11 protein-coding genes are annotated in these 13155 nt (G+C 68.8%); 7 read left to right on the top strand and 4 right to left on the bottom strand.

Annotated features, from left to right (window positions below; translation table 11 throughout):
* Positions 1-55 precede the first annotated feature (55 nt).
* The 5 genes from CUJ89_RS24490 (at position 56) to CUJ89_RS24470 (ending at position 6158) form a co-directional block, all read left to right on the top strand.
* On the top strand, positions 56-355 hold the full coding sequence (locus CUJ89_RS24490) for a hypothetical protein (RefSeq protein ID WP_114179973.1): 300 nt from the start codon (positions 56-58) through the stop codon (positions 353-355).
* Between the two features lie 318 nt (positions 356-673).
* Positions 674-985, top strand: a complete 312-nt coding sequence (locus CUJ89_RS24485; protein WP_041492268.1) for a hypothetical protein — start codon at positions 674-676, stop codon at positions 983-985.
* 206 nt (positions 986-1191) lie between these two features.
* Positions 1192-2070 (top strand): MipA/OmpV family protein, encoded by an 879-nt coding sequence (locus CUJ89_RS24480; protein ID WP_114179972.1) that lies wholly within the window; start codon positions 1192-1194, stop codon positions 2068-2070.
* A gap of 96 nt (positions 2071-2166) precedes the next feature.
* The gene (locus tag CUJ89_RS24475) at positions 2167-3861 is read left to right on the top strand and encodes a VRR-NUC domain-containing protein (RefSeq protein WP_114179971.1); all 1695 of its coding nucleotides are present in this window, start codon (positions 2167-2169) and stop codon (positions 3859-3861) included.
* Positions 3858-6158 carry an ATP-dependent DNA helicase gene (locus CUJ89_RS24470; protein ID WP_114179970.1) on the top strand — a complete coding sequence of 767 codons (2301 nt, stop codon included), beginning with the start codon at positions 3858-3860 and terminating at the stop codon, positions 6156-6158. Before CUJ89_RS24475 ends, CUJ89_RS24470 begins: the two co-directional genes overlap by 4 nt.
* A gap of 112 nt (positions 6159-6270) precedes the next feature.
* On the opposite strand, the gene CUJ89_RS24465 is transcribed toward CUJ89_RS24470, so the two are convergent.
* Positions 6271-7041: an IclR family transcriptional regulator domain-containing protein gene (locus CUJ89_RS24465; RefSeq protein ID WP_114179969.1), complete on the bottom strand. Its 771-nt coding sequence runs from the start codon at positions 7039-7041 to the stop codon at positions 6271-6273.
* Positions 7042-7132: 91 nt separating this feature from the next.
* On the opposite strand from CUJ89_RS24465, the gene CUJ89_RS24460 reads away from it, so the two are divergent.
* Positions 7133-7261 carry a hypothetical protein gene (locus tag CUJ89_RS24460; RefSeq protein WP_415859058.1) on the top strand — a complete coding sequence of 43 codons (129 nt, stop codon included), beginning with the start codon at positions 7133-7135 and terminating at the stop codon, positions 7259-7261.
* A 224-nt stretch (positions 7262-7485) separates the two neighbouring features.
* On the opposite strand, the gene CUJ89_RS24455 is transcribed toward CUJ89_RS24460, so the two are convergent.
* Both CUJ89_RS24455 and shiA read right to left on the bottom strand, forming a co-directional pair.
* Positions 7486-8787: a UDP-N-acetylglucosamine 1-carboxyvinyltransferase gene (locus tag CUJ89_RS24455; protein ID WP_114179968.1), complete on the bottom strand. Its 1302-nt coding sequence runs from the start codon at positions 8785-8787 to the stop codon at positions 7486-7488.
* 203 nt (positions 8788-8990) lie between these two features.
* Complete coding sequence (gene shiA / locus CUJ89_RS24450) at positions 8991-10298, bottom strand: shikimate transporter (RefSeq protein WP_114179967.1); 1308 nt, start codon at positions 10296-10298, stop codon at positions 8991-8993.
* A gap of 357 nt (positions 10299-10655) precedes the next feature.
* Between shiA and CUJ89_RS24440 the strand changes: the two genes are divergently transcribed.
* Complete coding sequence (locus CUJ89_RS24440) at positions 10656-11783, top strand: 4-hydroxyphenylpyruvate dioxygenase family protein (RefSeq protein WP_114179966.1); 1128 nt, start codon at positions 10656-10658, stop codon at positions 11781-11783.
* Between the two features lie 30 nt (positions 11784-11813).
* Here the strand turns inward: CUJ89_RS24440 and CUJ89_RS24435 are convergent, their stop codons facing one another.
* Positions 11814-13049 (bottom strand): NADH:flavin oxidoreductase, encoded by a 1236-nt coding sequence (locus tag CUJ89_RS24435; RefSeq protein WP_114179965.1) that lies wholly within the window; start codon positions 13047-13049, stop codon positions 11814-11816.
* Positions 13050-13155: the final 106 nt, after the last annotated feature.

The raw sequence follows: 13155 nt of genomic DNA, 5'->3' as shown, positions 1-13155 counted from the left end.
ACGGGTGCGCGGCGCATGAGCGGCGCGCCGTCGGCGTGGACGAGAGGGCACCGTGATGACTGCATCCAAGGAAAGGATACGTTACGACGCGAACGTATGCGGTGGCGATTTCGGCCACGTGCGCGAGCGTTTCGACACATGGAAGCATGAATCGCTGGTCTATCGGCCCGAGCGGCGCATGTTCGACGGCAAGGACGAGGTGCGCGAACTGAACGACACCGTCTACGACGGCCCCGAGCGTGCGCAGCAGGCGCTCGTCGCGCAATGCGCGCCGTCCGATCCGTTCGCGCTCGCGGTGCGGCTGACTACGGACGGACGGACGATGTGGCTGGTGATGGCGGCCTACGACGACTGACCGCACAGCGTCCGCGCGGATCGGGCAACGTGCATTGTCCGGTTGCGGGTATGCCGCTTGCGCGCGGTCGCAGCGCCATCGAGATGCGCGCGCCGCGCGCAGGAGTGACATGAAAACGCCATCCACGCTGCACCGCCCCGAACCGACGCCCGACGTCGACCCGGACCCGACGCCGCCCGAACACGACGATCCCGTCGATCCGCCGGTGCCCGACGGGCTGCCGCAGGGTGACCCGCCGTCGCACCCGCCGCCGATTCGGATGCCGGGCGGAAGCGGTGCGCCGCAACTGGCCACGCGAACACTGAAAGGAGGACCCTCGTGGACATTCACGTGCAATCGCCAGACAAGCGCGCGATCGCTCAGGTGCTGGGCCGCTATTTCGAATCGCGCTCGCTGCGCTATCACATCGAGGAATTGCCGGGCGGCGTGCTGCAGATCGGCTTTCGCGCCAGCGGCCGCCCGGTCGCCGTCACCGTGTCGTTCGACGATGCTGCATACGACACCTATACGCACTGGGACGCCAGCCAGAAACAGCTTGCGCTCGGACGGCTCGCCGACGGCTTCTCGCGGATGATGTCGACGCGCAGCCCGGCCGCGCTGGCCGGCGACTATCACGTCGAGCGTTTCTGATTCCGCAACGCTTCGCCCATCCGTTCCGTAGTGCGGCAAAGTGCCCGCGTGCAGCGGGCGCTTTGCGTCTGCGCGCGCGTCGCGTAGGATGTCCGTTAATTCAGCGCACGCTACGTTCGCGCCGCAGGCTGCCAGCCGCTGCAGCCAAAGAGGCGCGACGCGCTTTCCCTCAGGTTTGTTTTGCGCAACCGACGGAGACCGCCTCGATGACTGTTGCTCGCCCGTTGCTGTCACCCGGCGCACGCCGGCTCGTATCCGGCCTGTCGGCATGCGCGGCGCTCACCGCGGCCGGCGCCCGCGACGCGTCGGCCCAGACGCCTTCGCCGCTCGGCGAATGGCAATACTCGGCGGGCGTGCCGCTCGAGAAACTGTACGATCCGAACATCTCCACCTGGCAGGTCAGCGTCGGCGCCGCGATGACGCTGCAGCCGCGCTATGCGGGCTCCGACCGCTATCGCGTGCTGGGCGGCCCGAATCTCGACATCCGCTATCGCGACCTGTTCTTCCTGTCGACGGGCGAGGGCCTGGGCGCGAACGTGCTGCGCGGGCCGAACTGGCGCGTGAGCCTGTCGGTCGGTTACGACCTCGGGCGCCGCTCGGCCGACGATCGCGAGCACCTGAACGGCCTCGACAACATCAACGGGGCGCCCGTCATGAAGCTGGCTGCCGATTACGTGATCTCGAAGGACTTCCCGCTCGTGCTGCGCGCGGATATCCGGCGCAGCATCGGCGGCTCGAACGGCTGGACCGGCGATTTCTCCGCGTACATGCCGATGCCGGGCAGCAACGAAAACTTCTTCTGGTTCGCCGGGCCGACCGTGTCGTTCGCCGACTCGCGCTACATGAACAGCTGGTTCGGCGTGAGCCAGGGCGCCGCCGCGCGCTCGGGGCTGCCGGCCTATTCGTCGGGCGCGGGGATCAAGTCGGCTGGCGTGGGCGTGACGATGGTCTGGTTCGTGAACAAGCACTGGTTCGTCACGATGGACGGCGCGATCGAGCAGCTCGTCGGCCGCGCGGCGCGCAGCCCGATCACGCAGCAGTCGACCAACGGCGTGTTCGACATGTCGGTGAATTACCAGTTCTGACCGGGGCCGGGCAGCAGAAAGCAGATGCGGCGTACGGCATTTCCCGTCACATTTGATATGATTCCGACCTGTACAAACGTACAGTGATCAATCCCCGTGACGCCTGCTTCGCCGACGCCCCCGGCGTTTTACTACCTGACCAATTTCGAACGCGCGCTGGCCTGGCTCGGCGAGCGTTATGACGACTTGTTCGACGCGCACGAGCACGCGTTCGTCCGGCATTTCGCGACGCTGCCGCAGGCGTCGCGCGCGCTCCTCGTGCGGATGCTGATGCGCAGCGGGTCCGACTTCCGCGCGAGCAAGCTCGTGTACGACGAAATCGGCTGCGCGCTCGACGCGACCGCGCCGCTCGTCGAGCTCGGCTGGGTCGATCCGGCGCCCGCACTGACGCTCGACGAGCTGTTCGCGCTGTCGACCAAGGCCGATCTGCTGCGCATCTTCCCGTCGCTCTCCGCGCATGCGGGCGAGCGCAAGCCCGAATGGCTCGACCGGCTGCGGCCCGGGCACGACGTCGCGCAACCGCTCGACGCATGGTGCGCGCAGGCCGGCGACCGTGTACTGCGCGTGACGGTCGGCGCGCTGTGCGACCGGTTGCGCCTGATGTTCTTCGGCAATCTGTATCAGGACTGGAGCGAGTTCGTGCTCGCCGATCTCGGTGTGTTCCAGTACGAAAGCGTGCCGATCGCGCCGTTGTCGCGCGCGTTCCAGCAGCGCGGCGACGTCGACGCGTATCTCGCGCTGCACATGTGCCGCGATGCGCTCGACGCGTGGCCCGACGATCTGCCGTTCGACGACCTGATGCGCGCGATCGACGCGGTGGGCTGCGCGCAGCCGTGGCTCGCGACGCGTCGTGCGAAGCTGCTGTTCGCGCTCGGGCAGACGTGCGAGCGTCGGGCCGACTGGGCCGCCGCGCTCGATGCGTACGCGCGCAGCGCATGGCCCGGCAGCCGCCATCGGCGCATCCGCGTGCTCGAGCGCTGCGGGCGCGACGACGACGCGCTCGCGCTGGCGCTCGATGCGCGCGGCGGCTTTGAGAGCGACGAGGAGCGCCAGCGCGTCGAACGCATGCTGCCGCGCCTGCAGCGCCGCCTCGGCCAGCGCGTCGAACGCGCGTCCGCCGCGGCGGACGTGCCGCGCGAGACGCTCGTGATCACGCGTCCCGACGCGTTCGTCAGCGTCGAATTCGCGGTGCGCGACCATCTCGCGCAGCCGGCTTCGCCGGTCCATTACGTCGAAAACACACTGATCAATTCGCTGTTCGGGCTGCTGTGCTGGGAGCCCGTGTTCGCGGCCGTGCCCGGCGCGTTCTTCCACCCGTTCCAGCGCGGCCCGGCCGACCTGCACGCGCCCGATTTCGCCGCGCGCCGCGCGGACGCGTTCGCCGCGTGCTTCGCGCAGCTCGATTCGGGCGCGTACCGCGACACGATCCGCCGGCATTTCGCGACGAAGGCGGGGTTGCAGTCGCCGTTCGTGTTCTGGGGGGTGCTGAGCGACGATCTGCTCGACGAGGCGCTCGCGTGCCTGCCGCCCGAGCACTTGCGGCTGTGGTTCGCGCGCCTGCTCGCGGATATCCGCAGCAACCGCTCGGGGCTGCCCGATCTCGTCCGTTTCTGGCCCGGCGAGCGCCGCTACGAGCTGATCGAGGTGAAAGGCCCCGGCGACCGGCTGCAGGACAACCAGACGCGCTGGCTCGCGTACTGCGTCGCGCACGGCATTCCGGTGCGCGTCGTCGATGTCGAGTGGGCCGGTGCGGGCGTCGCGCACGCCGAAGCGGCAGGGCTGTCCGCATGAGCTACGTCGTCGCGGTGCGGGCGATGTGCGAGTTCACCGCTCGGCGCGGCGATCTCGACTTGCGCTTCACGCCCGCGCCGACCGCGCTCGAAGGCATCGCCGGCCACGGCGCGGTCACGTCGAACCGCGGCGCGCGCTACGAAACCGAGATCGCGCTGACGGGCACGTGGGGCACGCTCACCGTGCGCGGCCGCGCGGACGGCTACGACCCCGTGGCGAACCGCCTCGAGGAAATCAAGACCTACCGCGGCAGCCTCGACGCGATGCCGGCCAACCACCGCGCATTGCACTGGGCGCAGGCGAAGGTCTATGCGCACCTGATGTGCGACGCGCGCGGCCTCGCGGAAATCGACGTCGCGCTCGTGTATTTCGACATCGTGTCCGAGCGCGAAACCATGCTGACGGAAACGCTGGACGCGAGCACGCTCGCGGCGTTCTTCGCCGAGCAATGCGCATGCTTCGTCGGCTGGGCCGAGCGCGAGACGGCCCATCGTGCGGCGCGCGATGCGGCGCTGCGCGCGCTCGCGTTTCCGCATGGGCAATTCCGCAGCGGCCAGCGCGAGCTGGCGGTCGCCGTCTATCGCGCGGCGCGCGACGAGCACTGCCTGATGGCGCAGGCGCCGACCGGCATCGGCAAGACGCTCGGCACCGTGTTCCCGCTGCTGAAGGCATGCGGCGAGGGCGAGCTCGATCATGTGTTCTTCCTGACCGCAAAAACGCCCGGCCGCGCGCTCGCGCTCGAAGCAGCGACGACGCTCGGCGCTGGCACGGCCGCGCTGCCGCTGCGCGTGCTGGAACTCGTTGCGCGCGACAAGGCGTGCGAGCATCCGGACAGCGCGTGCCACGGCGATTCGTGCCCGCTCGCGCAAGGTTTCTACGACCGGCTGCCGGCCGCGCGCGACGCGGCAATCGGCGCCGGGCTGCTCGATCGCGACACGGTGCGCGCGGCGGCGCTCGCGCACGACGTCTGCCCGTACTACCTCGCGCAGGAGCTCGCGCGCTGGTCGGACATGATGATCGGCGACTACAACTACTACTACGACGGCAGCGCAATGCTGCACACGCTCGCGCAGCAGAACCAGTGGCGCGTCGGCGTGCTCGTCGACGAAGCGCACAACCTGCTCGACCGCGCGCGCAAGATGTACAGCGCATCGCTCGATCCGTTCGCGTTCGCGGCCGCGCGCGAAGCCGCGCCCGCAGCGCTGCGCAAGGCGTTCGACCGGCTCGCCCGCGCGTGGGGCACGGTCAATCGCGCGCAGGCCGAGCGCTATGCGGCGTACCCGGCGATTCCGGGCCCGATCGTGTCGGCCGTGCAGAACCTCGTCGCGGCGATCGGCGAACACCTGACCGACGCGCCGCGCGCGAACGGCGATGCGCTGCTGCGTTTTCATTTCGAGGCGATCCAGTTCGGCGTGCTCGCCGACGCGTTCGACAGCGCGTCGATCTTCGATGCGACGCTGCACGGCGAACCGATGCCGCGCCAGCCGGCGCTCGACGGCGTTGCGCCGGCCGGCCGCCGGCGCCACGTCCAGTCGACGTTGTGCGTACGCAACGTGATCCCGGCCGGCTTTCTTGCGCCACGCTACGAAGCCGCGCGCACGACCGTGCTGTTCTCGGGCACGCTGAGCCCGTTCAATTTCTACCGCGACACGCTCGGGTTGCCGGGCGATACGGGCTGGCTCGACGTCGACGGGCCGTTCCGCGCCGAGCAACTGACGGTGCGCGTCGCGAGCCACGTGTCGACGCGCTGGCGCGACCGCGACCGATCGCTCGAACCGATCGCGGACCTGATCGCCGCGCAATACGCGACGCGGCCCGGCAACTACCTCGGGTTCCTGAGCAGCTTCGACTACCTGGGGCGCGTGGTCGCGCTGATACAGACGCGCCATCCGGACGTGCCCGTGTGGGCGCAGGCGCCCGGCATGGCCGAAAGCGAGCGCGACGCGTTTCTCGCGCGCTTCGATGCGGGCGGGCGCGGCGTCGGCTTCGCGGTGCTGGGCGGCGCGTTCTCGGAGGGCGTGGACCTGGTCGGCGAGCGGCTGATCGGCGCATTCATCGCGACGCTCGGCTTGCCGCAGGTCAACGACGTCAACGAGCAGATGCGGCGCGCGATGGACGCGCGCTTCGGCAACGGCTACGACTACATGTACCTGTATCCGGGGTTGCAGAAGGTCGTGCAGGCGGCCGGGCGGGTGATCCGCACCGAGCACGACGAAGGTGTCGTGCATCTGATCGATGATCGTTATCGGCGGCGGGAAGTGCGGGACTTGTTGCCGCGCTGGTGGCGGATCGGGTGACGGGAAACCGCCCGGCGGGAGGACCGCCGGTTTCGGCGCAGGGTGTTATCCGTCGCGTAGCAATGTAGCGGTGCAGCAAGCGTAGTCGAGCCCGTTCCGGGCCGGCGGGACACTACAGCACGTTGAGCATCGCGAGCGCGGTTTCCTGCAGGTGCGGCAGCACGCGCCGCACGGCGGCGTCGGTCGTCTCCGTGCCGATCGGCATGTTCGTGCTCAGCGCGGCGACCACTTCACCGTGACGGTTCTTCAGCGGCACCGCGAGCCCGCGCACGCCGACCTGCAATTGCTGTTCGATCGCCGCGAAACCCGCGTCGCGCGCGTGGTCGACCTGTTCGAGCAGCCGCGCCTTGTTGGTGATCGTGTGCGGCGTGAACGGCGGCAGTTCGGTGTCGTCGAGCCACGCGCGCACGGCCTCGCGATCGGGATGATGGGCGAGCAGCACGACGCCCGGCGACGTGAGCGGCGCCGGCACGCGCGCGCCGAGCACGAAGCCGGTCGTCATCACGCGCGACACGCCGTTGCGCGCGATGAACACGAGCTCCCATCCGTCGAGCACGCTCACATACGCCGATTCGTTCAGCGACGCGCTCAGTTGCTGCAGATAGGGCTGGACCGTGCGCGGCAGGCGCGCCGAATCGAAGTACGACCAGCCGACCCGCAGCACGCGCGGCGTGAGGCCGTACAGCTTGCCGTCGGTATAGACGTAGCCGAGCGATTCGAGCGTCAGCAGGTAGCGCCGCGCGGCCGTGCGCGTGAGGCCGGTGCGCGCGGCGGCTTGCGTGGGCGTCATGCGTGCATGCTGGCTGTCGAATGCTTCCAGGATCATCAGGCCTTTTTCGAGGCCGGCAATCCAGTCGCGTCGGTCGAGTTCGGGCTTTTTCATCGTCGTGGCGCGGCGGCGTCATGCGCGGTGATCGCGCGGGAGTGGGCGATTATCGCGCAAATCGACGCGAAGGCTGGCGGAGTGGCATGGCTTGTCCTTCTATGACGCGTGCATCGTTGCCGCCGCGTCGTACGAGGGCTGCGACTACCTGTACACCGAGGACATGCACGATGGCCTTCGCGTGGATGGCGGCCCGGTGCTGCGAAATCCGTTTGCCTGAACGTCGAGAATTCCGGGCGCGCTACCGGCGGCCCCCTGGCGGCGCGCCGGGATCAGTGCGGGCGACGTCGAGTGCGGGGAGGGGAGTAACGCCTGGAAGCGAAGCGGCGATCCTTCACCTTCAAGATGCGCCGGTTGCCGGGCTGTCTGCCGACGCGCCGGCCCAGGAAGGGGGGAGACGGACGCGGCGCCGACGTCACGCGAGCCGCGCCCGCCGGAGCGGCCTTACTCGCTGCTCGTCCACTCGACGTTCGCGCCGACCGAGCGCAGGTTCTCGACGAAATGCGGATGCGCGCGGCGGATCGGCAGCGCGTTCATGATTTCCGAGCGGCCTTCGATGCTCGCGGCCACCATCAGCAGCGCGATCGCGACGCGGATGATGTACGGGCTCTCGACGCGTGCCGGCGTCAGTTGCAGCCCGCCGAACGTGATCAGCCGGTGCGGATCGGACAGCAGCACGTGCGCGCCGAACTTCGACAGTTCGCCGGACCAGCCGAGCGCGCCGTCGTAGACCTTGTTCCAGAACATCGCGCTGCCTTCCGCACGCACGCCGAGCGCGATGAAGATCGGCAGCAGGTCGACCGGCAGGTACGGCCACGGCGCGGCTTCGACCTTGGTCAGGATGTTCTGCGTGAACGGCCGGCGCACGCGCAGCGGGCCGTCGCGTTCCGCGCGCGACCAGCCATCGCGATGCGTGACGGTCACGCCGAACTTCGCGAACGTGCGGTCGATCAGCGGGAAGTGCTCGGGCGACGAGTTGCGCACCGTGATGTCGCCGCCGGTGATCGCGCCGAGCGCGAGGAACGTCGCGATTTCGTGAAAATCCTCGGCGAAGCGGAACTCGCCGCCGCCGAGCTTGCCGCCGCCCGTCACGCAGAGCCGCGACGTGCCGATGCCCTCGATCGCGACGCCGATCATCGCGAGGAACTGGCAGAACTCCTGCACGTGCGGCTCGGACGCCGCGTTCATCAGCGTCGACGTGCCGCTCGCGGTCGTTGCGCACAGCGCGAAGTTCTCGGTGGTCGTCACCGACGCGTAGTCGAGCCAGTGATCGTTGGCCGTCAGCGGGCCGTCGGCGCGGACGATCAGCGAATCGGGCGTGCGCTCGATGTGCGCGCCGAAGCGCTCGAACACCTCGACGTGCGGATCGATCTCGCGCACGCCGAGCGTGCAGCCTTTCACGTCGTTCTCGAGGCGCGCGACGCCGAAGCGCGCGAGCAGCGGCGGAATCAGCATGATCGACGAGCGCATCGCCTCGGGCAGCCGGTGGACGGCCGGATCGAACTTCGTGTTGCGATGGTGGAGTTCGAGCAAGCCCGTCGTGAAATCGACCGACACGTCGCTACCGAGCGTGCGGAAGATGTCGAGGATCTTGCGTACGTCGGTGATGTCCGGCACGCCGACGAGGCGCAACGGCTGATCGGTCAACAGGGTGGCACACAGAATCGGCAGGACGGCGTTCTTGTTCGCGGACGGCTTGATGTCCCCGCGCAGCGGAGTGCCGCCGTGGACGATGAGATTCGACATGATATGGGGGCGTATCGGTGACTGACGTAGGCCCATATGATGCCATTGGTCGGCGGGCGGCGTGGAATGTTCAAAGGGGAAAAGGGGGATCGGCGTGCGTAACTGACAGTGTTTGACGTCGCGCCTGCGAGGCAGCGGGCCAGCTGCCGGCCGGCGTGGAGAAATGGCCGGCCGCGGGTCGGGCCGGCCATCCGGTCAGGCTGTCACTGCGCCGCCCGCATCCGCGCGGCGACCACCAGCGAGATCAGGCAGCCCACCGCGAGATAGCTGGCGACGAGGTGCCACGAGCCGCCGGCCACGCTGACGAGGCCGACCGCGATGAACGGCGTGAACCCGCCGCCGACGACACTCGCGAACTGGTAGCCGACGCCCGCGCCGCTATAGCGGTACTCGGCGCCGAACAACTCGGTGAAGAGCGGCTGCTGGACGCTCACGACCATGTCGTGCGCGGCGTTCGCGAGCAGGATCGAGAAGATCACGATCCACGCGATCGACCGCGCCTCCAGCGCGATGAAGAACGGCACCGCGGACGCGACGCCGATCAGCGCGCCGATCAGGTAGATGCGGCGCAGGCCGTAGCGGTCGGCCAACCATGCGAAGCACGGGATCGTCACGCAGCTCACCGCGCCGACCAGCAGGCCGATGTTCAGGAACAGGTCGCGCGACATGCCGAGGTTCGTGGTCGAATAGCTGAGCGCGAACGCGGTGACGATATACATCGTGAACAGTTCGGCGAGCCGCAGCGCGATGATCAGCAGGAACGCCTTCGGATGGCGCGTCAGCGCTTCCAGCACCGGCAGGCGGAGCTTGTGGTTGCCATGCTCGACCTTCTCGACGAACTCTTGCGACTCGTCCATGTTCTTGCGTACCCACAGCCCGATCAGCACCAGCACGATGCTGAACACGAACGGCAGGCGCCAGCCCCACGACTTGAACGCGGCCTCGCCGAGCGTGTGGCTCAGGATCGACACGATGCCCGTGGCCAGCACGAGGCCGACGCCGTAGCCGACCTGCACGCCGCTGCTGTAGAACGCCTTCTTTTGCTTCGGCGCGCTCTCGACGGCCATCAGCGCCGCGCCGCCCCATTCGCCGCCGACCGCGAAACCCTGGACCGCGCGCATCAGCACCAGCAGCACGGGCGCCCACCAGCCGATCGTCGAGAACGCCGGCAGCAGGCCGATCGCGACCGTCGACAGCCCCATCAGCATCACGGTCAGCACGAGCATCCGCTTGCGGCCGAGCCGGTCGCCGTAGTGGCCGAACACGACGCCGCCGAGCGGCCGGAACAGGAAGCCGACCCCGAACGTCGCGAACGCCGCGAGCGTGCCCATCGTCGGGCTGACTTTCGGGAAGAACTCGGAATTGAATACCAGTGCGGCGACGATCCCGTACAGCAGGAAGTCGTACCAGTCGACGACAGCGCCGACGAAGCTGCCGATCGCGGCCTTGCGGGCCTGGCTGCGCACGCGGGCGCCGGCGGCGGCGTCGAGGGTGTCGAAGGATGGGGTCATGGCGGTGTCTCCTGGCACGGCGCATCATGGAATCGTGGCGGCGCCGCGTCCGATGCTGCATTGAAGTCGATGAGTGAACGGAGAATAGGGCGCACGCCGCACGACGGCAATTGGCCAATCGGATAAAGCGCGCGATTATCGTTCAAGATCGTGCGATTATCGAACGCTTTCCGGGTTTGCACTAGGCGGTGCGCCGATATCCCGTTCGGCCAGGGTGTGCCGCCGTGAACGATCTGGTTAAAATCTGCAGCATCGAAATCTCGCCCGTTCGGGGCGGTTGCCCGGTCGCCACACCGGCCGGGCTTGCCGCACGCAACGGGCGCCATCCCCATCGACCGTATGTCCCCGGAGACTGGAATGCCCGGCAATTCCCACCCCCTGCCCAGCGATACGCCGCCCGTCGCCGATCCGGCCGCCAATCCGCTCGGGATGGCCGGCCTCGAATTCGTCGAATTCGCGGCGCCCGTGCCGGAAGCGCTCGCGCAGCGCTTCGAGCAGCTCGGGTTCAAGGCGATCGCGCGGCATGTCAGCAAGAACGTCACGCTGTACCGGCAAGGGCAGATGCATTTCCTGATCAACGCCGAGCCCGATTCGTTCGCCGCGCGCTATGCGGAGGAATACGGGATGGGCGTCTGCGCGATCGGGCTGCGCGTGGCCAGCGCACGCCGCGCGTTCGAGCGGGCGATCGAGCTCGGCGCGTGGGCGTTCGAGGGCGAGCGGGTCGGCGTCGGCGAGCTGAAGATTCCGGCGATCCAGGGCATCGGCGATTCGCACCTCTATTTCGTCGACCGCTGGCGCGGGCGGGACGGCCAGCGCGGCGGCGTCGGCGATATTTCGATCTTCGACATCGATTTCCGGCCGATCGACATTGCGACCGCGCACACCGATCTCGATTGCGTGGGCACCGGCCTGCTGCAGGTCGACCATTTCACGCAAACCATCGGCGCGGGGCGCATGCAGGAGTGGCTGGATTTCTACCACGACCTGCTGCATTTTCGCGAGATCCACGAAATCGACGCGCACTGGCATGTGTCGGAGGAATCGCGCGTGATGGTGTCGCCGTGCGGCGCGGTGCGGATTCCGGTCTACGAGGAAGGCACGCGGCGCACCGAGCTGATGCATGCGTATCTGCCCGACCATCCGGGCGAGGGCGTGCAGCACGTCGCACTGTCCACCGACGACATCCTGTCATGCGTCGATGCGCTGCGCGCGAACGGCGTCGAATTCATCGAGCCGCCCGCACGCTATTACGACGACGTCGATGCGCGGCTGCCGGGGCACGGCGTCGATCTCGACGCGCTGCGCCGCCGCGCGGTGCTGGTCGACGGCGAGATCGGCGGCGACGGCGTGCCCCGCCTGTTCTTCCAGACCTTCGTCAAACGCCGGCCCGGCGAGATCTTCTTCGAGATCGTGCAGCGCAAGGGGCACCACGGGTTCGGGGAAGGGAATCTCGCGGCGCTCGCCCGCGCGCGCGACGCCGGCTGAGCGCCCGCGTCACTCGCCCCACGTCAAACCTCACGCGCCGGCGGCCGGCACGCGGTTCGGCGCGGGGTCGTTCGGTTCGCGCAATACGCACGCCGTGCCGCCCGGCGTATACATCGACACGACGCAGCGGTTGCACGACGTGCAGCCCGACTGCACGAGCCGGCCGTCGCGCAGCCCGTTCACGAAACCGGGCTCGAACACGAGCGCCCGTGCGAGCGCGACCGCGTCGAAACCTTCGTGCATCGCCAGCTCGACGTTCCCGCGCGAACGCACGCCGCCGAGGTAGGCGAGCGGCATCCTGACGGCCGCGCGCACCTTCTTCGAGTGCTCGAGGAAATACATCTCGCGAAACGCGCCCATCTTCGGCTCGGTGAGCTTCTGCAGCGCCATCGCGGTGCGCACGATCGCGTTGTCGGCGTTTGCGCGCGCGTCGCCGGGCAGCGGGCTGCCGAACAACTGCCACACCGATTCGACGTTCATCCCGCCGCTCAGCACGAGCAGGTGCGCACCTTCGGCTTCGAGCCGCCGCGCGATCTCGCACGCGTCGTCGGCCGTTCCGCCGCCGCGCACACCCTCGGTCACGCCGATCTTGCAGACCACGGCGAGATCGCGGCCCACCGCATCGAGCACGCGGTGCAGCACCTCGACCGGAAACGCCGCGCGGCGGGCCGCGTCGCCGCCGTACGCATCACGGCGGCGGTTGTACAGCGGCGACAGGAACTGGCTCAGCAGATAGCCGTGCCCCATGTGGATCTCGACCGCATCGAAGCCGGCGTCGCGCGCATGACGCGCCGCCTGCGCAAATTCGTCGGCGATCGCCGACATCTGGTCGCGTGTCATCGCCTGCTTCAGGAAGCGACCGCTCATCACGCCAACCTTGTTGAAGCCGCCCGACGCACTCAACGGCCGTTTCGTCGACAGCGACGGCAGGAACGTGAAGCAGCCGCCGTGCGTGATCTGTGCGGATGCGGCCGCGCCGTGGCGATGGACGGCGTCGGTCAGCGCACGGAATTGCCGGACCGTCGGCACGTCGAGCCGCGCCTGGTCGACGAACGTGCGGCCGTCGTCGCTGATTGCGCAGTACGCGACGGTCGTCAGCGCGGCGCCGCCTTCGGCGATGCGCTCGTGAAAGCGGACGAGCGCGCGCGACGGCACGCCGTTCGGCGTCATGCCTTCGTTGGTTGCGGACTTGATCAGGCGGTTGCGCAGCGTCAGCGGGCCGATCTGCAGCGGGCTGAACGCGGTCGTGAGGTCGGCAGATTCCATGGGGGTCGGGCGTCGGGAATGGGCACGGCGACCATTGTGCGGCGATGGCGCGGGCGCGCATCGTCCGGGTGGACGAGTCGCCGCTCCGGTCCGAATGAACCGTCGA

Origin of the sequence: Burkholderia pyrrocinia (assembly GCF_003330765.1) — a bacterium.
In the GTDB taxonomy this organism is placed as follows: domain Bacteria; phylum Pseudomonadota; class Gammaproteobacteria; order Burkholderiales; family Burkholderiaceae; genus Burkholderia; species Burkholderia pyrrocinia_B.
Note: the sequence above shows the minus strand (reverse complement) of the source record. Positions and strands in the feature narration are given on the sequence as shown.